Annotated in this window: 15 protein-coding genes and 1 tRNA gene; 11 read left to right on the top strand and 5 right to left on the bottom strand. The window is 64.3% G+C overall.

The genetic code is table 11. The annotated features are described in order from the left end of the window. Positions 1-22: 22 nt before the first annotated feature. The gene (locus tag HV675_RS20085) at positions 23-1,420 is read right to left on the bottom strand and encodes a DHA2 family efflux MFS transporter permease subunit (protein ID WP_175112865.1); all 1,398 of its coding nucleotides are present in this window, start codon (positions 1,418-1,420) and stop codon (positions 23-25) included. Positions 1,421-1,679: 259 nt separating this feature from the next. Between HV675_RS20085 and HV675_RS20090 the strand changes: the two genes are divergently transcribed. Together HV675_RS20090 and HV675_RS20095 are read left to right on the top strand one after the other, a co-directional pair. Then, complete coding sequence (locus HV675_RS20090) at positions 1,680-1,943, top strand: PepSY domain-containing protein (RefSeq protein WP_175112866.1); 264 nt, start codon at positions 1,680-1,682, stop codon at positions 1,941-1,943. Positions 1,944-1,998: 55 nt separating this feature from the next. Next, complete coding sequence (locus HV675_RS20095) at positions 1,999-2,592, top strand: cytochrome b/b6 domain-containing protein (protein WP_175112867.1); 594 nt, start codon at positions 1,999-2,001, stop codon at positions 2,590-2,592. A gap of 90 nt (positions 2,593-2,682) precedes the next feature. Here the strand turns inward: HV675_RS20095 and HV675_RS20100 are convergent, their stop codons facing one another. Then, entirely contained in the window at positions 2,683-2,967 is a 285-nt protein-coding gene (locus HV675_RS20100; protein ID WP_175112868.1) for a DUF4148 domain-containing protein, read from the bottom strand. A gap of 173 nt (positions 2,968-3,140) precedes the next feature. On the opposite strand from HV675_RS20100, the gene HV675_RS20105 reads away from it, so the two are divergent. Both HV675_RS20105 and HV675_RS32775 read left to right on the top strand, forming a co-directional pair. Further along, positions 3,141-3,473 carry a hypothetical protein gene (locus HV675_RS20105; RefSeq protein ID WP_175112869.1) on the top strand — a complete coding sequence of 111 codons (333 nt, stop codon included), beginning with the start codon at positions 3,141-3,143 and terminating at the stop codon, positions 3,471-3,473. Between the two features lie 126 nt (positions 3,474-3,599). After that, complete coding sequence (locus tag HV675_RS32775) at positions 3,600-5,144, top strand: methyl-accepting chemotaxis protein (protein WP_175112870.1); 1,545 nt, start codon at positions 3,600-3,602, stop codon at positions 5,142-5,144. Positions 5,145-5,296: 152 nt separating this feature from the next. Here HV675_RS32775 and trxB read toward each other — a convergent pair whose 3' ends face one another. Beyond that, positions 5,297-6,298, bottom strand: coding sequence for a thioredoxin-disulfide reductase (gene trxB, locus HV675_RS20115; RefSeq protein WP_175112871.1), 1,002 nt, complete (start codon positions 6,296-6,298; stop codon positions 5,297-5,299). Between the two features lie 507 nt (positions 6,299-6,805). On the opposite strand from trxB, the gene HV675_RS20120 reads away from it, so the two are divergent. Next, positions 6,806-9,121 carry a DNA translocase FtsK gene (locus HV675_RS20120; protein WP_175112872.1) on the top strand — a complete coding sequence of 772 codons (2,316 nt, stop codon included), beginning with the start codon at positions 6,806-6,808 and terminating at the stop codon, positions 9,119-9,121. A gap of 190 nt (positions 9,122-9,311) precedes the next feature. Then, positions 9,312-10,046, top strand: a complete 735-nt coding sequence (gene lolA / locus HV675_RS20125; RefSeq protein WP_175112873.1) for an outer membrane lipoprotein chaperone LolA — start codon at positions 9,312-9,314, stop codon at positions 10,044-10,046. Positions 10,047-10,169: 123 nt separating this feature from the next. On the opposite strand, the gene HV675_RS20130 is transcribed toward lolA, so the two are convergent. Beyond that, on the bottom strand, positions 10,170-11,096 hold the full coding sequence (locus HV675_RS20130; protein ID WP_175112874.1) for a LysR family transcriptional regulator: 927 nt from the start codon (positions 11,094-11,096) through the stop codon (positions 10,170-10,172). Between the two features lie 181 nt (positions 11,097-11,277). On the opposite strand from HV675_RS20130, the gene speB reads away from it, so the two are divergent. Continuing rightward, on the top strand, positions 11,278-12,273 hold the full coding sequence (gene speB / locus HV675_RS20135; protein WP_175112875.1) for an agmatinase: 996 nt from the start codon (positions 11,278-11,280) through the stop codon (positions 12,271-12,273). 557 nt (positions 12,274-12,830) lie between these two features. After that, the gene (locus tag HV675_RS20140; protein ID WP_175112876.1) at positions 12,831-13,982 is read left to right on the top strand and encodes an acyltransferase family protein; all 1,152 of its coding nucleotides are present in this window, start codon (positions 12,831-12,833) and stop codon (positions 13,980-13,982) included. Positions 13,983-14,187: 205 nt separating this feature from the next. Here HV675_RS20140 and cytX read toward each other — a convergent pair whose 3' ends face one another. Further along, positions 14,188-15,504 carry a putative hydroxymethylpyrimidine transporter CytX gene (gene cytX / locus HV675_RS20145; RefSeq protein WP_175112877.1) on the bottom strand — a complete coding sequence of 439 codons (1,317 nt, stop codon included), beginning with the start codon at positions 15,502-15,504 and terminating at the stop codon, positions 14,188-14,190. Between the two features lie 433 nt (positions 15,505-15,937). On the opposite strand from cytX, the gene HV675_RS20150 reads away from it, so the two are divergent. The 3 genes from HV675_RS20150 (at position 15,938) to HV675_RS20160 (ending at position 19,037) form a co-directional block, all read left to right on the top strand. Continuing rightward, complete coding sequence (locus tag HV675_RS20150) at positions 15,938-17,251, top strand: replication-associated recombination protein A (protein WP_175112878.1); 1,314 nt, start codon at positions 15,938-15,940, stop codon at positions 17,249-17,251. A 169-nt stretch (positions 17,252-17,420) separates the two neighbouring features. Further along, positions 17,421-18,719 (top strand): serine--tRNA ligase, encoded by a 1,299-nt coding sequence (gene serS / locus HV675_RS20155; protein ID WP_175112879.1) that lies wholly within the window; start codon positions 17,421-17,423, stop codon positions 18,717-18,719. A 227-nt stretch (positions 18,720-18,946) separates the two neighbouring features. Then, positions 18,947-19,037: transfer RNA gene (locus HV675_RS20160), tRNA-Ser, on the top strand. The last annotated feature ends 26 nt before the right edge of the window (positions 19,038-19,063 follow it).

Here is a 19,063-nt window from a genome sequence, read left to right on the forward strand (position 1 = left end):
CATCGCCGCGGCGCGGGCCGCTTCAGCGTTGCGCCGCGCGCGTCGCGATCGGCGCCGGCCGGCCGCCGGACTCGTTGTCGAGACGCCGGAACACCAGCGCGGAGATCAGCGTGATCACGCCGACGCAGATAAAGCTGAGCCTGAAACCGAGCGCGGCCGATCCCCATTCGGCGGCAAACAGATTCACCAGGCCGCCGCCGATCGATACGCCGAGGCCGATCGCGAGCATCTGCACCATCGAGAACAGGCTGTTGCCGCTGCCCGCATCGACCATCGACAGGCCTTTCAACGTCACGCTGTTCATCGCGGCGAACTGCATCGAGTTGGCCGCGCCGAAAACGGCGAGCACCGCGATTTCAATCGCGATCGGCGTGCCGCGCGAAAAGAGTGCGAACGCAACGATCGAACCGCCGACGATCAGCGTATTGACGAGCAGGAACGCCTCATAGCCGAAGCGGCGGATCAGCGGTGCGATCCAGCGTTTCGCGACGGTGCCGGCGAGCGCGGCCGGCAGCATCATCAGCCCCGAATGCAGCGGCGTGTAACCAAGTTGCAGTTGCAGCAGCAGCGGCACGAGAAACGGCACCGCACTCGAACCGATCCGGGCGATCAGATTGCCGATCAGCCCGACGCTGAAGTTGGGTTCGCGAAAGAGCCCGAGACGGAACAGCGGGTTCGGCGCGCGCCGCGCATACGGGATATAGGCGAGCGCGGCGGCGAGACCGATCACGAACAGGCACGCGGACCATGCGGCGCGATTCGAGTGCATCGGCACGTCGATCGCGAGCGAGCACGCGACCATGCATAGCGACAGCATCGCGCAGCCGATCATGTCGAAGCGCGGCGTATCGCGCGACGCGCCGTCCGGCAGATAGCGGTTCACCGCGAGCAGACCGCACGCGCCGATCGGCACGTTGATCAGAAAGATCCAGTGCCACGAGAACGCTTCGACGAACCAGCCGCCGAGCGTCGGTCCGAGTATCGGCCCAACCTGTCCGGCGACGGAAATCAGGGCGAGCGCCGATACATAGCGTTCGCCGGAGATCGTGCGCAGCACCGCGAGCCGCCCGATCGGCAGCAGCATCGAGCCGCCGACGCCTTGCAGCACGCGCGCGACGATCAACTGATTGAGCGTGTGCGCGCTCGCGCAGCACAGCGAGCCGATCACGAACAGCAGGATCGCGGTGAAGTACACGCGCCGTGTGCCGAAGCGGTCGGCGAGCCAGCCGGATGCGGGCGTGAGCAGCGCCATCGTCAACGTGTAAGCGACGACGATCGGCTGCATCGCGAGTGCGGGAACCCCCAGGGTGTGCGCAATAGATGGCAGGGCGGTGTTGACGATCGTCGTGTCCAGCGCCTGCATGAAGAAGCCGGTGGCGACGATCCACAACAACGCGGTGTGCGTGGATGCTTTGGTCATTTCAAAACGAATGGGCACGCGGGGCGCGCCGTTTGGCAAGCCGTCTGGCGCGTTGCTCGAAACCGGCGGGGAAGGAGGCGGGGCGACGCGACTTCGGCGGAAGTGCCGTCATGATAGTGGGAAACGCGTTTATGGAAAACCCGCTTAACCCGTTCGATGCGCGCGAACCCGCCGGTTAGCGGCAATCGGGTTTTCTACTTGAGAACTTTTCTCATCTATGGCACATTGAACTTTCGTTTAACTAACGATGAGGTTACAGATGCTAAAAATAATTGCGATGAGCGCGGCGCTCGGTTTTTCAGGTGCGGCGTTGGCGAAGGCGGACTGCACCGCGCACCCGAAAGATCAATGGATGAAAGAGTCGGACGCGCGCGCGCAACTGGAAGGGCAGGGCTACAAGATCAAAAAGTTCAAGGTCGATGGCCACTGCTATGAAATCTACGGCACCAACAAGGAAGGCAAGAAAGTCGAAATCTACTTCGACACCAGGACGCTCGACGTCGTGAAGTCGGAAATCGACTAGGCGCGGTTGACGTACGCGTTCACTTGTACGCGTTCACTTCTCATCATGGCCCGCGATGTCCGATACCGCTCGAATCAGGATCTGGGACTGGTGGGTGCGGCTCACGCACTGGACCATCGCGGGTATCGTCATCTGGAATCTGTTCGGCCCGACCGACCGGCTGCATCGCATGTTCGGCTATGCCGCGGCTGCGCTGGTCGCGTTGCGCATCGTGTGGGGTTTCATCGGCACACGCCATGCCCGCTTTTCCGCGTGGTGGCCCACGCGTTCGCATCTATGCGCGTATCTGCGCTCGCTTGCGTCGGGCACGCCGTTGCATCATCTTTCGCACAATCCGCTCGGCGGTGTGATGGCACTCGTGTTGTGGGCACTTGTCCTCGCGCTTGCGTTGACCGGGTGGCTGATGCGGCTCGACGCGTTCTGGGGTGAGGACTGGCCGCAAGAGCTCCATACATTGCTCGCGGTTGCGCTCGAAGTGTGCGTGTGCATCCATATCGCCGCGGCGATCGTGATGAGCGTGTGGACGCGTGAGAATCTGATTGCCGCGATGTTGACCGGCTATAAGCGCAGTCACGCGCGGCATGCCGCAAGGGCGAGCGGGAGCACCGCAAAGCGCGCTGGCCGGAGCACAGGCGCTGACGGTCACTGACCGTCGCTGACCGCCACGAAGGCAGCGCCGCACCGCGCGTGCGCTGCCTCGTTCGCCGATGGGCGAGGAAGGTCCGTCAAAGAAGGTCCGTTACTGGGACGCGCTGCCTGGTGCGACGCCGCCATAGCCGCTCGTCGCATTGTTCGATTGTGCGGCGCTCGTGGCCTGAATGCGCGCTTCGGTCATTTGCAGCTTGTTCGGATAGGTGGTCTTTTCACCTTCATACCCGGCCGCCTGAAGCTGCGACAGTTCCCGGTTGACGTCGGCGCGCGAGATGCGCGGCGATTGCGCGTGAGCGGCCGATGAAACCAACGCGGAAGCGAATGCGAGCGCGGACACGGATACGGCAGCAGCGAGACGAATGTGCTTCATCATCTTCTCCATTCCTTAAAGCGTTTTCAGGTACAACGAGCGAAAGGCCGCGCATCGTCTTCGCGTTTCGCTGAGTGGGCGATTGCGCGGCCTCTTCTACAACACTTTGAAGAACGAATGCTTCCCAATGAATCGCACAGTCACGTCACTTGTTGTATCGAACGATGCCGGGCGAAATGACGTTGACCGAAGCGAAACCTATGTATCGGGATGATCGGCAAGATGCCGCCCACGAAGGGTCTTGTCCGCAACAAATACCGCTTCGTGTGCAGTCGCGCCCGGTTCGCACAATTTCCGCCATCAGTGCGCTGATGTCTTGCGCGCAGCCTGTCGCGCATGTCGAGTTGCTCGTCGAGCAGGTTCGCGTGCCGGGTGCGCCGGTCACGTCGTTGGGCGACGCGCCTTCGATCACACGCACGAGCGAACTGCAACGCAAATATCAAGCTCGTTGCGAAATGCGCGATGAAGCGGATCCTCTCTCGCAGGGCAGTGATGCAAGTTTGATCTAGCGCAAATAGTCGGAGCAAGTCGCCAGAACGTTCTACAAATTTTGAAGCGGCTGCCGTAAACCGAAGGGAACGGGTTGTTTCCGTGGCGCGCGACCTTTCGCTGTGCTTTCTTATCCCGAGGGTGTCATGTTTCGAAATATCACGATCCGTATCCGTCTCGCGTTTGCGATGGGATTTCTCGGCCTGCTGATGATCGTCGGCGCGGTGCTCGGCGTCGTCGGCGTCGCGATGAGCAACAACGATCAGAAGGTGCTCTATACGGATCAGCTCGCCTCGGCCATCGCGCTCGGCAAATTCGACTTCTACACCGCGCGCGGGCGTCTCGTGCTCGACCGCATCGCGGCGCAGCCCGATAGCCCGGAGGTCGAGGATTTGCGCAAGCGTGCGAACGAGCAGTTCGATATTGCCGACAACGCGTGGAAAACGTATCGCGCGCAATCGGCCGGCGCGGATGAGACGCGTCTTGCCGACGAAGTGGAGGCGCGGCGCGCCGCCGCGATGTCGGGGCCGGTCGCGCAAGTGAACGCGGCGATCGGGCGGCACGATAGTGCGGCGTTGAGCGACCTGATCTCGCACAAGATGACGGCGCCGTTCAACGAAGTGACCGACCGTACCGCTAAACTCGAAGCGCTGCAGGCCGATCAGGCGCGTGAGTTGTACGAGACGGCGCAAAAGCGTTTCGATGCGATTCTCGTTCTCGCGGTGCTGGGCGTGGCGGTGGGGATCGGCATGGCGGCGATCGCGTGGTACACGCTGCAAAAGTCGATCGCCGGGCCGCTCGACGACGCGCTGCGCCACTTCAGGCAGATCGCGGACGGTGATCTGAGTGAGCGCATCGACGTGCGTTCGCGCGACGAAATGGGCCGGTTGATGGAGGGCCTGCAGTCGATGCAAACGCGGCTGACCGAGACCATTGCGTCCGTGCGTGACAGCGCGCAGTCGATTGCGACCGCCACCAAGCAGATCTCGGCGGGCAACATCGATCTGTCGTCGCGCACCGAGGAACAGGCCGCGTCGCTCGGCGAGACCGCGTCGAGCATGACTGAACTGACGTCGACCGTCCGCCAGAACACCGATAACGCGCGTCAGGCGACCACGCTCGCGCGCGATGCGGCGAGCGTTGCGCAGACCGGCAGCGACGTGATCTCGCAGGTCGTGTCGACGATGGGCGAGATCAACGGCAGCTCGCGGCAGATTGCCGACATCATTGGGGTGATCGAAGGGATCGCGTTTCAGACCAATATTCTCGCGTTGAACGCCGCCGTCGAGGCCGCGCGCGCGGGCGAGCAGGGCCGCGGCTTCGCGGTCGTCGCGGGCGAGGTGCGCACGCTGGCGCAGCGCAGCGGGGCGGCGGCGAAGGAGATCAAGGCGTTGATCGACAGGTCGGTGGAGCGCGTCAGTAACGGCACCGAGCTCGTGGGACGCGCGGGCAGGACGATGAACGAGATCAACGAGGCGGTGCGGCGCGTGACCGAAATGACGGCGGAAATTTCCGCGGCCTCGGAAGAGCAGAGCGATGGCATCGAGCAGGTCACGCAGGCGGTAACGCAGATGGATTCGGTGACGCAGCAGAACGCCGCGCTCGTCGAACAGGCGGCGGCCGCGGCGGCGTCGCTGCGCGAGCAGGCCGAGCGGATGAACGGGGTGGTTAGCGTGTTCCGCATCGCGTAGTGCCGCACGTTCCGGACTGAACGCCGGATGCGGGACGCCGGACGCAGGATGAGAAAAGGGCCGCTGTCTGGAAAGACAGCGGCCCTTTTGCCGTGGACCCGCTTCGCTTCGAACCGTTCGACAAGCGCGGCGCGATGTCGCGCCGCTTCCGCCTAGCGTTCGGCTTCTGCGCTCATCGCGCGTTCGCCGATCGACTCGTGAATGCTCTCGAGGTAGCGCTGCGCATCGAGTGCGGCCATACAGCCGGTGCCCGCGCTGGTGATGGCCTGGCGATAGATATGGTCCTGCACGTCGCCGGCGGCGAACACACCCGGCACGCTCGTCGCGGTCGCGTTGCCTTGCAGGCCGCTCTTCGTGACGATGTAGCCGTTTTTCATCTCGAGCTGCCCTTCGAAGATGTCGGTGTTCGGCTTGTGGCCGATCGCGACGAACAGGCCCTGCAGTTCGATGTCGGTGGAGACGCCCGTTTGCGTGTGCTTGATGCGCACTCCGTTCACACCGCCATCGTTGCCCTTCACTTCATCGAGCGTGTGATTCCACTTGATCTCGACGATGCCTTCCTTTTCCTTTTCGAGCAGACGGTCGATCAGGATCGGCTCGGCACGGAACCGGTCGCGCCGATGGATCACCGTGACCTTCTGCGCGATGCCGGCGAGGTAAAGCGCTTCTTCGACCGCCGTGTTGCCGCCGCCGATCACCGCGACATGCTGCTGCTTGTAGAAGAAGCCGTCGCAGGTCGCGCATGCGGACACGCCGCGGCCCATGAACTGCTCTTCGGACGGCAGGCCGAGATACTGCGCGGATGCGCCGGTCGCGATGATCAGCGCGTCGCACGTGTATTCACCGGAGTCGCCGATCAGGCGGATCGGCTTTTCGTTCAGCTTCGCGGTGTGGATATGGTCGAAGATGATGTCGGTGTTGAAGCGTTCCGCATGCTCGAGAAAACGCTGCATTAACTCCGGTCCTTCGACGCCTTTTGGATCGGCCGGCCAGTTTTCGACGTCCGTGGTGGTCATCAGCTGTCCGCCCTGCGCAAGACCCGTGACGAGCACGGGCGACAGATTGGCTCGCGCCGCATAGACCGCCGCCGTGTAGCCGGCCGGGCCGGAACCGAGAATCAGGACCTTTGCGTGTTTTGTCGTGGATGCTGGCATGATCGAAATCCGTAAAAAGCGTCCGGCTTGCGGTGACGCAGCCGGCATGGCCGCTGTTGCGTACTAGATGGGAGTCAGACCGGCATTATAAAGGGCGGCCCGTTTTGCCGCCTCATCAAGGTTTGCGATCGGGCCGATAGGCGCGCAGCGCGCGGGAACGTGCGGCCGGGGCGCCTGCGGGCGCCTTGTGCGGCCCCATCCACGCGACTTTTGCATGGCGGGCGGCGCACCGCCTTTTGACCGTGTGCGTACAGGATTCGGGCTGCATGTCGGGCCAGCGACCGGCCCGGGAACCAGGCCGGGGACCAGGCCGGAAACCTGGCCAGATTCGGGGCTGTTTCTCCGGCGGTATGGGCGCCGCATGCGCGGTTTCGTCCACTGAACCGACGATAAGCGGCATCAGGTGTTGTCGGTTACCGTCACTTACAGCCTCGCGCGCGGCACAGCGTTTACAATAGCCCTCGATCAACGACCGGCCGAGCCACCGGTTGCACACGCTAAGGATCAATGGCAAAAGCTACCTATTCCGCGAATGCGCAGGCACTGCCTCACCGGATGTCGCGCCTCTTCACCGAAATCCGCTGGATTCTGCAGGTCGCGCTCGGCGTTTTCCTGCTGATGGCTCTCGTCAGCTACAGCCGGCACGACCCGAGCTGGACGCATGCCGCGCAGGTCGATCACATCGCGAACTGGGCCGGCCGCGTCGGCGCCTGGACGTCCGACATCCTGCTGCTGCTGTTCGGCCTGTCCGCCTACTGGTGGGTGGTGCTGCTCGCGCGGCGCATCTCCGCGAACTATCGCCGCATCACCCGCAACGACCCGCTCGACGAAGACGCGCCGCGCGACCATACGTGGCTCGCCGAAGCGGGCGCGTTCGTGCTCGTGCTGCTGTCCTGCGACGGCATCGAGGCATTGCGCATGTGGTCGTTGAAGGTGCAGTTGCCGCGCGCGCCGGGCGGTGTGGTCGGCGAGGCGGTCGCGCGCGCGGTGTCGCATGCGCTCGGCTTTACCGGCGGCACGCTCGCGCTGCTGCTCGTGCTCGCGATCGGCCTGTCGCTGTATTTCCGCTTCTCGTGGCTGTCGGTGGCCGAGCGCGTCGGCGAGTCGATCATTTCCGCGGTGACGCTCGCGAAGCTGCGCCGCGAAGCGGTGCGCGACCGCAAGGCCGGCGAAGCGGCCGCCGTGAAGCGCGAAGGCAAGGTCGAGCAGGGCCGCGTGAAGATCGAGGAGCATGAGCCGGTCACGATCGTGCCGCCGGTCGTCACGCCCGAGAAGTCCGTGCGCGTCGAAAAGGAGCGGCAGGTGCCGCTCTTCACCGATCTGCCCGGCGACTCGACGCTGCCGCCGATCGCGCTGCTCGATCAGGCGTCCGCGACGCAGGAAACCATTTCCGCCGATACGCTCGAATTCACGTCGCGCCTGATCGAGAAGAAGCTGAAAGATTTCGGCGTCGATGTGAGTGTGGTCGCCGCGTATCCGGGGCCGGTCGTCACGCGTTATGAAATCGAACCCGCGACCGGCGTAAAGGGCAGCCAGATCGTCAATCTCGCAAAGGACCTCGCGCGCTCGCTGTCGCTTGTGTCGATCCGCGTGGTCGAGACAATTCCGGGCAAAAACTTCATGGCGCTCGAATTGCCGAACCAGCGCCGGCAGACGGTGCGGCTCTCTGAAATTCTCGGCTCGGCCGTTTATGCGGACGCCGCGTCGCCGCTCACGATGGGCCTCGGCAAGGACATCGGCGGCAATCCGGTGTGCGCGGATCTCGCCAAGATGCCGCATCTGCTGGTGGCGGGCACGACCGGCTCGGGCAAGTCGGTCGGCATCAACGCGATGATCCTGTCGCTGCTGTACAAGGCGAGCGCCGAGCAGGTCCGCATGATCCTGATCGATCCGAAGATGCTCGAAATGAGCGTCTACGAGGGCATTCCGCACCTGCTGTGTCCGGTGGTCACCGACATGCGCCAGGCGGGACACGCGCTGAACTGGACGGTCGCCGAGATGGAGCGCCGCTACAAGCTGATGAGCAAGCTCGGCGTGCGCAACCTCGCGGGCTACAACAACAAGATCGACGAAGCGGCGAAGCGCGAAGAGAAGATTCCGAATCCGTTCAGCCTGACGCCGGACGAACCGGAACCGCTGTCGCGGCTGCCGAATATCGTCGTCGTGATCGACGAACTCGCGGACCTGATGATGGTGGTCGGCAAGAAGGTCGAAGAACTGATCGCGCGGATCGCGCAGAAGGCGCGCGCGGCCGGCATCCATCTGATTCTCGCGACGCAGCGTCCGTCGGTCGACGTGATCACCGGCCTGATCAAGGCTAACGTGCCGACGCGCATGGCGTTCCAGGTGTCGTCGAAGATCGACTCGCGCACGATTCTCGACCAGCAGGGCGCCGAATCGCTGCTCGGCATGGGCGACATGCTCTATCTGCCGCCGGGCGCCGGCTTGCCGATTCGCGTGCATGGCGCGTTCGTGTCCGACGACGAGGTGCATCGCGTGGTCGACAAGCTGAAGGAGCAGGGCGAGCCGAACTATATCGAGGGCATTCTCGAAGGCGGCGTCGCGGGCGAGGGCGATGAAGGGTCCGCCGATGGCGCGGCAACCGGCGCGGGCGGCGGCGAGTCGGACCCGCTTTACGACCAGGCGGTCGAAATCGTCATCAAGAACCGTCGCGCGTCCATTTCACTGGTGCAGCGGCATCTGCGCATCGGTTATAACCGTGCGGCGCGGCTGCTCGAGCAGATGGAGCAGTCGGGGTTGGTGTCGGCGATGTCGTCGAACGGCAACCGCGAAATTCTCGTGCCGGCGCGCGAGGCCGATTGATACGCATCCACCCGATGCCGGTGTCGAGCCCGATTGCGCTTTGATTGAACCTGCCTGAACCAGATCGAATCAGATTGAACCCCGGCCAGCGGCGGCTGCACATTCGCCGCCGGGCACCGCAACCTCATGCGCGGGCGAGCCGCTGATGACCTCGCCCGCGCGTCCCAGTCCCATCCTTGGAGAGCCATTCATGCAGCACGACGTCAGCGGGCATCACGCCCGCTTCGCTGATTCCGGTCATCGCAGCTGGCTGCGTGCGTTGGCGCGCCGTATCGGCGCCTGTGCGGCGGCCGGCGCGGCGCTGCTGGTCGCGTCGCACGCGTGGGCAAGCGGCACCGACCAGTTGCAGCAGTTTGTCTCGCAAGTCCATTCGGCGCGCGGCGAGTTTGTGCAGACCGAAATTCGCGTGCCCAGCAAAGCGCAAGGCGCGAGCGGCGCGCTGTCGACGCAGGCGCCCAAGGGCAATACGGTGTCGAGCGGCACGTTCTCGTTCGCGCGGCCCGGCAAGTTCATCTGGCAGTACCAGAAGCCCTATGAGCAACTGCTGCAGGCCGATGGCGACAAGCTGTACGTGTACGACAAGGACCTGAACCAGGTCACCGTGCGACCGCTTGGCGGTGCGCTGGGCGCGAGCCCCGCGGCGATCCTGTTCGGCAGCAACGATCTCGAACAGAACTTCACGCTGAAAGACGCGGGCGTGAAAGCCGGCATCGACTGGCTCGAACTGGTGCCGAAGTCGAAGGACACACAGTTTCAGCGCATCGGCATCGGCTTTCGCGACGGTAATCTCGAAGCGATGGAGCTGCACGATGTGTTCGGAAACGTGACGCTGCTGAAGTTCTCGAATATGCAGAAAAATCCGTCGCTGCCGGCCGATGCGTTCAAGTTCACGGTGCCGAAGGGCGCCGATGTGATCAACGGCTGACGGCTGACGCGCGGGTTGTCGCGCTGCACATTTGACGCTGCGGCGCGATCTGCCGGCTCGCCGGCTTCGTCCTGTTTTTCGCCTTTGTCCTGTTCCTCGCCTTAGTGCTGTTCCTCGCGCTTTTTATCGCTCGGCGCCGCGCGTCTCATGCGCGGCCATCACATCGTCGACGAACGCGTCGACCACTTCAGTCCGATGCTGCCGGGCGCGCGTCACCATCTGGAATGCGACCCGGTAGCGCATCCGCGCCGGGTTCAGCGCGGCGAGCAAACCTTCCTTGACGTACGGCGCGGCGAAATGCCCCGGCAGATAGCCGAGGTGATGACCCGACAGCACCAGCATCGCGACCGCTTCCATATTGTCGGCGACCGCGGTCACGTTGCGCAGCGGCGCGGCGTCGGCCTCGGGCACCGGATAGCTGCGCGAGGCCCATGCGTACTGCGCGGCTTGCGCGGGCGTGACGCGGCCGGCGCGGGCGAAGAGCGGATGCCCGCTCGCGCAATACGCGAACTGTTCTTCGGTGAAGAGCGCGCGGTATTCGAGCGACGGCACGCGGTGCCAGAAATAGCCGATGCCGACCTGAACCCGGTCGCGCAACAACAGCTCCTCGAGCTCGCCCGGCGAGCGCACCAGAATCGAGAAACGCACCGATTCATCGCGCGTGCGGAACCGCGCGATCGCCTCGCTGATCCGCGCACTCGCGGATACCGGCGTATGGCCGATCATGCCGATCGCGAGGTGGCCGACCAGCCTGCGCCCGACGTTGCGCGCCTGTACGCCGAACGTATCGACCGCGGCGAGCAGCGCGCGGGCCGCGTCGACGAATTGCGCGCCGCGCGCGGTCAGACTGAAACCACTGCGGCCGCGCTCGCAGAGCCGGTAGCCGAGGCGCGTTTCGAGCGTCGCGAGCTGTGTGCTGATGGTCGACTGGCCGATGTTGAGCGTCGCCTGCGCCGACGAGACGCCGCCTGCGTCGACGATCGCGAGAAACACGCGAATCAGCCGTAGATCGAGGTCGGCCAGCACGGCCGGGGCGCGAGCAGTGGACATAAGCGCACACACATGAAGGGGCGGTCACGACACATCGATCCGGATCGATGTGAGTGTTTTTGAGATCGCATTTTATCCTGATGAAGAACGCACAAAAATAGGCGATCTCCCGGCCACTGCCTTTTTAGACAGGCTTCGGCGGGCTGGGCTTGTCACCGTTGTTTTTCATGGGTGAATCGCGATGAATCAATCATCCTTCGTCTCTCCGGACCTATCGTCCGAGCGTCCGCAGCCGCTCTCCGGCAATGCGATGCCCCGCTGCGGCGGCATCGCGACGATGATGCGTTTGCCGAACGCGGGCTCTCCCGCGGGCCTCGACGCATGCTTCGTCGGCGTGCCGTTCGATCTCGGCACGTCGAACCGCACCGGCGCGCGCTTCGGGCCGCGCCAGATCCGTACCGAGTCGGTGCTGCTGCGGCCGTACAACATGGCGACACGCGCCGCGCCGTTCGATTCGCTGCGGGTGGCCGATATCGGCGACGTCGCGATCAACCCGTACAACCTGCACGATTCGATTGCGCGCATCGAAACCGCTTACGACGAGATCCTCGCGCACCGCGTCAAGCCGGTCACGCTCGGCGGCGACCATACGATCGCGCTGCCGATCCTGCGCGCGATGCACCGCCGGCACGGCAAGCTCGCGCTGATTCATATCGACGCGCACGCGGACGTGAACGACACGATGATGGGCGAGAAGATCGCGCACGGCACGCCGTTCAGGCGCGCGGTGGAAGAGGGGCTGCTCGATTGCGAGCGGGTCGTGCAGATCGGCTTGCGCGGCACCGGCTATGCGGCGGAAGACTTCGACTGGTGCCGCGATCAGGGCTTCGAAGTCGTGCAGGCCGAAGCGTGCTGGAACCAGTCGCTCGCGCCGCTGATGACGCGCGTGCGGGAACGGATCGGCGACGCGCCGGTGTACATCACGTTCGATATCGATGGCATCGACCCGGCCTTTGCGCCCGGCACGGGGACGCCGGAAATCGCCGGGCTGACGGTGCCGCAGGCACTCGAGATCATTCGCGGCGCGCGCGGGCTGAATGTGATCGGCGCGGATCTCGTCGAAGTGGCGCCGCCGTACGATCCGTTCGGCACGACCGCGCTGCTCGGCGCGAATCTCGCGTTCGAGCTGTTGTGCGTGCTGCCGGGTGTCGCCTATCGGGCAGTGAAGGCGCGCTGACGCGCTTTAATGGGCGAGGACGTGCGCGATGACAGGAGCGGGGTCGCGCACATCGGATCGACACGGCGAACGTAGCACTGGCGCGAGCACATCAGCGCGGCTCGCGTGCAGCACACGATTGCATCGAATGTGCGGACGTCGCATGAAGACCGGTGAATCTTTGCCTGACACGCGATAATCGGACCCGACGAAAAGCACAATTAATTCAGAAATATTTAATCTTGCGCGCGCGAATAAGCCGCTATATGGGTTGTTTCACGTCATTTCAATATTGTTTCACAGGCGCGAAATCGGCCGATACTACGCGACCCCGCTGACGTTTAAAGCAGATCGGCAAGCGCCGCAAAAAGCGGGCCGATGCGCCGGAATTCGCGTCTTCAAAAATATAAAAAATTAAAAGTATTAGAAAGTTATACAGACCTTCACGCCCGCTGCCATCGCAATTAAACATACCTCAACCACACACCCTGAGCAGACCGGGGTTTTCGACCCCCTTTACCGAGCGGCGCGCCTCTGGCGCGCCTTTCGTGCCTGCTTCACGCCGCGGATATTCCTGGATGAAAGAACCGAGCCGTTCCGATACTCAGCATTTTCATCAGCTCGATGCGCTTCGCGGCGTCGCCGCGCTGATGGTGGTCATCAATCATTTCGTGCTGGTCGGACCGTTCGAGTGGATATTGCGGTCGCCTTTGCGCGTGATTGCATTGGGACATGAGGCGGTTATTCTATTCTTCATATTAAGCGGTTTTGTTTTGACGTTGCAATTGCGTTCGAGCCGCGGTATTGCGTATAGGGATTTCCTGATCAAGCGGATTTGCCGGATCTATTTGCCGTATCTGGTGGTGCTGGTCGTGACCTTTTCGATCGTCGACGCGATCGAGGTGAAACCGGTCGCGTGGCTCGGCAGATGGGGTAACGGCGTGTGGAGCGGTCCGTTCACCGGCACCGAGATCGCCGATCATCTGCTGTTTATCGGGCGGTACAAGGCAGGCCAGATGATTCCGGTTATCTGGTCGCTTATCTATGAACTGCGGATCTCTCTGGTCATGCCGTTGATCGTCTATTGGGTTGCGCGTGTGTCGGGGCGCGCCGCCATCAGCGCCGCGGTCGGCATTTCGCTGCTGTCGTTCGTGCTCGTGCTGCTGGAGCGGGACGATCCGAATAGCGCGAACTTCAATGGCGACTGGGCGATGACGCTGCATTACCTCGGCATCTTTATCGCGGGGGCGGCGCTTGCCGTGCACCGCGCGACGTGGCGCCAGTGGCTGATGGACGGCGGCCGTCTGTGCCCGGTGCTGGCCGGCTCGCTGGTGCTGTACTTCGTGTCGCGCTCGGTGCTGTCGCTGACGTCGGGCGCGGTCGGCCAGTTCCTGTTCGACTGGCTCGTGACCGCGGGCGCGGCCGGCGTGATCTGCGCGTCGCTCGTTTCCGTACGCTTTGCCGCGCTGCTCGAAGCGCGGCCGATCGCGTTTCTCGGCCGCATTTCGTACAGCTTGTACCTGACGCATACGATCGTGCTGTTGACGATGATTCACCTGATGGCGTCTAAAGCCTCGATGTGGCTCGCAATGCTCAGCGCGGCCGCACTTGTCATTCCGGTGGCGACCGTCATGCACCATCTGGTTGAACGTCGCGCGATGATGCTCGGCCAGTTTCTGATCGCGCGCAGAATCGCGGATGCGGCAGCGCGCGCGAATCAGCCGTATTGAGCGCGGGTGCGGCGAGTGAACGGCCGCAGGTGGCGACGTGTGAATCCGCGCCGGCCGACTGGATGTGGCTTGCTGACAATGCGGCCTCGCGGCCCGCGGCCTCAGCTAAAACCATCTACAGCTTCAGCTGCAGCTACAGCCGCAGCCACAGCCACAGCCACAGCCACAGCCACAGCCACAGCCACAGTCACAGCCACCGCCACCGCTACGCGAACGCCTGCCGCCGCGCCGAAACGAAGGCGAGATAGCACAACGCGCCGATGGCCAGCGCAGGCAGTGTCGCGCCGAGGTTCGGCAGCCACTGGTTGATCGCCTGGTACGCGGCGATGCCGATGGCCCACGCGATAAACGCGCTCACGTGCCAGCCCGCGGAATAGCCGTAGCGGCCCTGCGGGTCGGCGAGCACGGCGGCGTCGACGCGCCGTTTGCGCACGATGAAATGATCGACCAGCACGACGCCGAAGAGCGGCGCGAACACCGAGCCGATCAGCAGCAGGAAGTTCTGATACTTCGTCATCGGCACGAACAGCGCGATCAGCGTGCAGAGCGCGCCGAATGCCGCGGACAGCAGCGGCACGCTCGAGCGCGCCCAGAACGTGCCGGTCGACACCGCCGCCGAGTGGATATCGGCGAACGCGTTATCGGTCTCGTCGATCAGCACCAGCAGCAACGCGAGACCGCCGCCGGCCTGCGCGAGCGTGGTGGTGAGCAGCGCATCGCCGCCGCCGGCCGCCAGTCCGTAGACGGCGCCGAGCGCGTAGAACCAGAGGTTCGCAATGCCATAGCCGAGCAGCGTGCCGCGGAACGTTTCCCCCGCGCGCCGGCCGAAGCGCGTGTAGTCGGCGATCAGCGGCAGCCACGACAGCGGCATTGCCACCACCAGATCGACCGCGACGCCGGACGACATCTCGCCGGTGCCCGGGCGATGCAGCAGCGCGTTGATGTCCTGTTTCGCAAGCACGGCCCACGTGAGCCAGCCCGCGCCCGCGAGCAGCAGCCAGATGCCCCAGCTGCGCAGAAAGCGCCGCACGAACGATAGCGGCCCGCTGATCGCGAGCAGTGTCGCGAGCACGCCGAAGATCACGGTCCACACGAGCGGCATCGATACGCCGAACGCCTGCTTCGCGAGCGCGTCCGCTGAATCGCGCATCACGATCACTTCGAACGACCCCCAGCCGACCAGCTGGATTGCGTTGAGCACGGCCGGCACCGACGCACCGCGTACACCGAGTGTCGGCCGCAGCGACGACATTGCCGCCAGCCCGGTATCGGTGCCGATTACGCCGGCCAGCGCGAGCAGCACCACGCCGAGCGCGGTGCCGATGACGATCACCATCAGCGCATGCGGCAGCGACAGGCCGGGCACGAGCAGCGCGCCGGCCTGCGCGACGAGCAGGCCGATGCCGAGCGAAAACCATAACGCGAACGCGTCGCCGGTGCGAAACGCGCGGCGCGCATCGGGGACGGGCAAAAGCGGGGCGTAGGCGGAGCCGGTGTCGCCGGCGAGCGGGTCTTGAGCCATCGGATGTCGTTCCTCTCTGTCTTCGTTGGTATCGGTTCGGCGTGCTGCGCGGCGCGCGAGCCGTCGGCTCGCGCCGCTGCGACGGGCTATGCGATGCCTCTGCGCGGCGGCAATCAGACGGCAGGCGCGATACGCGATACGGGACGCTCGCGTGATCGCGTCACCTCGCTCGTCCCGGTCGTCCGGATCGTTGTGCCGCGCCGGCTGTCATAATGCCAAACCATGCCGGCGAACTTGCCGCGGGTCGCAAGCCGCTCATGTTATGGCCCTTGCGGCGTCCGGTGCTTGCGCAGTGGCGCCCGGCGAACCGCATCGGGTTCGCGTGGGCGCCGTGCGGCTCGCGGTTGCCATGCCGGCCGGCCGCGACCGCGGTCACCACCGTCGCTTCAGCCTGTCAGTTTGCGCCGAAAAAGCCGAGATTATCCCAAACGCCATGTTCGAAGAAACCCGTGCCAATGTTCCGCTCGCCGAACGCCTGCGGCCTCGCGCTATCGATGAAGTGATCGGCCAGAAGCATCTGCTCGGTCCGAGCAAACCGCTGCGCGTTGCGTTCGAGTCCGGCGAAGCGCATTCGATGATTCTCTGGGGACCGCCCGGCGTCGGCAAGACGACGCTCGCGCGACTGATGGCCGATGCGTTTCATGCGGAGTTCATCGCGTTGTCGGCGGTGCTGTCGGGCGTGAAGGATATCCGTGAGGCGGTCGAGATCGCGCAGGTGCACCGCGCGCATGGGCGGCAGACGCTGGTGTTCGTCGATGAAGTGCACCGCTTCAACAAGAGCCAGCAGGATGCGTTTTTGCCGCACGTCGAATCGGGGCTGTTCGTCTTCGTCGGTGCGACGACTGAGAATCCGTCGTTCGAAGTGAATAGCGCGCTGTTGTCGCGCGCCGCGGTGTACGTGCTGAAGAGCCTCGATGCGGACGAATTGCGCGAACTGCTCGAGCGCGCGCAGCACGAACTGGGCGGCCTCACGTTCACCGACGAAGCGCGCGATGCGCTGATCGGATCCGCCGACGGCGACGGCCGCAAGCTGCTCAACAACCTCGAAATCGTCGCGCGGGCCGCGGCGCAGCAGAAGACCGGCGAAATCGACGGCACGCTGCTCGGCAGCGCGCTCGCGGAGAACCTGCGCCGCTTCGACAAGGGCGGCGACGCGTTCTACGACCAGATCAGCGCGCTGCACAAGTCGGTGCGCGGCAGCAATCCGGACGGCGCGCTGTACTGGTTCTGCCGGATGCTCGACGGCGGCGCGGACCCGCGCTACCTCGCGCGCCGGATCGTGCGGATGGCGTGGGAAGACATCGGCCTCGCCGACCCGCGCGCCGGGCGCATCGCACTCGACGCCGCCGAAACCTACGAGCGCCTCGGCACACCGGAAGGGGAGCTGGCGCTTGCGCAGGCCATCATTTATATGGCGGTCGCGCCGAAATCGAATGCGGGCTATATGGCGTACAACGAGGCGCGCGCGTTCGTCGGCAAGGACCAGTCGCGCGCGGTGCCGATCCACTTGCGCAATGCGCCGACACGCCTGATGAAGGAGCTCGGCTACGGCCACGAGTACCGCTACGCGCACGACGAGCCGGATGCGTATGCGGCCGGCGAGACGTATCTGCCGGACGGCATGCGCGAGCCGCACTGGTATCGGCCGACGCCGCGCGGACTCGAAGGCAGAATCGGCGAGAAGCTCGCGCGGCTTGCCGAGCTCGACGACGCGTGGCGCAGCGAGCACAAGCCGAAGAAGAGCTGACGCGTTTGCGCGGCGAACGGGGCGCGATTGTGTCGATTGTGTCGCGGGTGTGTCGCACGCCGCCCGGGCGCGCGTTGCACGATGATGCCGCCGGCCGTGCCCTGATACGCCGGCCGCGCGCGCCGGTGCGCTAAAATCGCAGCTTCACACAACGAACATCCCCCTCGTCATGCTCGACATCCAGTTGCTGCGCAAAGATCTCGACGGCGTCGCGAAACGCCTCGCCGACCGCGGCTATACGCTCGACGTTGCCGCGTTCTCCGCGCTCGAAGCGGAACGCCGCGCAATTCAGACACGCACCGAAGAATTGCAGGCGCGCCGCAACAGCCTGTCCAAACAGATCGGCGCGATGAAAGGGCGCGGCGAGGACACCTCGGCGGTGATGGCCGAAGTGAGCGGGCTCGGCGACGAGATGAAAGCGTCCGCCGGGCAACTGGACGTGATCCAGACGCGTCTGTCGGACCTGATGCTCGGCGTGCCGAATGTGGCGCACGACAGCGTGCCGGTGGGCAACGACGAAACCGGCAATGTCGAGGTGCGCCGCTGGGGCACGCCGCGCCAGTTCGATTTCGAAGTGAAAGACCACACGGACGTGGGCACGCCGCTCGGGCTCGACTTCGAGACCGGCGCGAAGCTCGCGGGTGCGCGCTTCACGATGCTGCGCGGCCCGATTGCGCGGCTGCATCGCGCACTCGCGCAGTTCATGATCGATACGCACACACAGCAGCACGGCTACACGGAGATCTACACGCCGTACATCGTGAATCCGGAGATTCTGTACGGCACGGGCCAACTGCCGAAGTTCGCAGACGATATGTTCCGTGTTGAAAAGGGCGGCGGCGAAAACACGGTCACGCAATATCTGATCTCGACGTCGGAAATCTCGCTGACCAACACGGTGCGCGAAAGCATCGTCGACGCGAATGCGCTGCCGATCAAACTGACTGCGCATTCGCCGTGCTTTCGTTCGGAAGCGGGTTCATATGGCCGCGATACGCGCGGGATGATTCGCCAGCATCAGTTCGACAAGGTCGAGATGGTGCAGATCGTTGCGCCGGAGACGTCGTATGAAGCGCTGGAGCAGATGGTCGTGCATGCGGAGACCATTTTGCAGAAGCTCGAATTGCCGTATCGCGTGATCACGCTGTGCACCGGCGATATGGGCTTTTCCGCGGCGAAGACTTACGACCTCGAAGTGTGGCTGCCGGCGCAGAACACCTATCGGGAAATCTCGAGCTGCTCGAACACCGAGGCTTTCCAGGCGCGCCGGATGCAGGCGCGCTACCGCAATGCGCAGGGCAAGCCGGAGCTCGTGCATACGTTGAACGGCTCGGGACTGGCGGTGGGTCGCACGCTCGTCGCGGTGCTGGAGAACTTCCAGAATGCGGACGGCTCGGTCACGGTTCCGGCCGCGCTGCGGCCTTATGTCGGCGGTGTCGAGCGGCTGGACGTGCCGACGGCGGGCTGACTCGCCGGGTGTCCGGCTCGTGTACTACGCGTGGCCATCGCGGTATCTCGGGCTTGCCATCGGGCCGTAATGCGAGGCGCAAAAAAGGGCTTGGAAACCGAATTCAACTGTTCTATAATCTTCGCTTCGCCAAGCAGCGACCCGCTTGGCGAAGCGTCGTGTGGCATGTGCTGGTCAGTGTCTAGCCAGCGTCACAAAGGTCGCTTCAAGCTTCCGCAAGAATCCAAGGAAAGGTGGCAGAGAGGTCGAATGCGCCGGACTCGAAATCCGGTATACGGTTATACCGTATCGTGGGTTCGAATCCCACCCTTTCCGCCAGAGAAAACGCGTTTTGCGCGTTTCGC

Source organism: Paraburkholderia solisilvae (assembly GCF_902859875.1).
GTDB classification, from domain to species: domain Bacteria; phylum Pseudomonadota; class Gammaproteobacteria; order Burkholderiales; family Burkholderiaceae; genus Paraburkholderia; species Paraburkholderia solisilvae.

What these genes read in the sequence shown, in the direction of transcription:
- HV675_RS20140 (WP_175112876.1), top strand. Translation starts at nt 12,831, where the DNA reads ATGAAAGAACCGAGCCGTTCCGATACTCAGCATTTTCATCAGCTCGAT.
- HV675_RS20105 (WP_175112869.1), top strand. Translation starts at nt 3,141, where the DNA reads ATGACGTTGACCGAAGCGAAACCTATGTATCGGGATGATCGGCAAGAT.
- cytX (WP_175112877.1), bottom strand. Translation starts at nt 15,504, where the DNA reads ATGGCTCAAGACCCGCTCGCCGGCGACACCGGCTCCGCCTACGCCCCG.
- HV675_RS20085 (WP_175112865.1), bottom strand. Translation starts at nt 1,420, where the DNA reads ATGACCAAAGCATCCACGCACACCGCGTTGTTGTGGATCGTCGCCACC.
- HV675_RS32775 (WP_175112870.1), top strand. Translation starts at nt 3,600, where the DNA reads ATGTTTCGAAATATCACGATCCGTATCCGTCTCGCGTTTGCGATGGGA.
- HV675_RS20100 (WP_175112868.1), bottom strand. Translation starts at nt 2,967, where the DNA reads ATGATGAAGCACATTCGTCTCGCTGCTGCCGTATCCGTGTCCGCGCTC.
- HV675_RS20130 (WP_175112874.1), bottom strand. Translation starts at nt 11,096, where the DNA reads ATGTCCACTGCTCGCGCCCCGGCCGTGCTGGCCGACCTCGATCTACGG.
- HV675_RS20120 (WP_175112872.1), top strand. Translation starts at nt 6,806, where the DNA reads ATGGCAAAAGCTACCTATTCCGCGAATGCGCAGGCACTGCCTCACCGG.
- lolA (WP_175112873.1), top strand. Translation starts at nt 9,312, where the DNA reads ATGCAGCACGACGTCAGCGGGCATCACGCCCGCTTCGCTGATTCCGGT.
- HV675_RS20090 (WP_175112866.1), top strand. Translation starts at nt 1,680, where the DNA reads ATGCTAAAAATAATTGCGATGAGCGCGGCGCTCGGTTTTTCAGGTGCG.
- trxB (WP_175112871.1), bottom strand. Translation starts at nt 6,298, where the DNA reads ATGCCAGCATCCACGACAAAACACGCAAAGGTCCTGATTCTCGGTTCC.
- serS (WP_175112879.1), top strand. Translation starts at nt 17,421, where the DNA reads ATGCTCGACATCCAGTTGCTGCGCAAAGATCTCGACGGCGTCGCGAAA.
- speB (WP_175112875.1), top strand. Translation starts at nt 11,278, where the DNA reads ATGAATCAATCATCCTTCGTCTCTCCGGACCTATCGTCCGAGCGTCCG.
- HV675_RS20095 (WP_175112867.1), top strand. Translation starts at nt 1,999, where the DNA reads ATGTCCGATACCGCTCGAATCAGGATCTGGGACTGGTGGGTGCGGCTC.
- HV675_RS20150 (WP_175112878.1), top strand. Translation starts at nt 15,938, where the DNA reads ATGTTCGAAGAAACCCGTGCCAATGTTCCGCTCGCCGAACGCCTGCGG.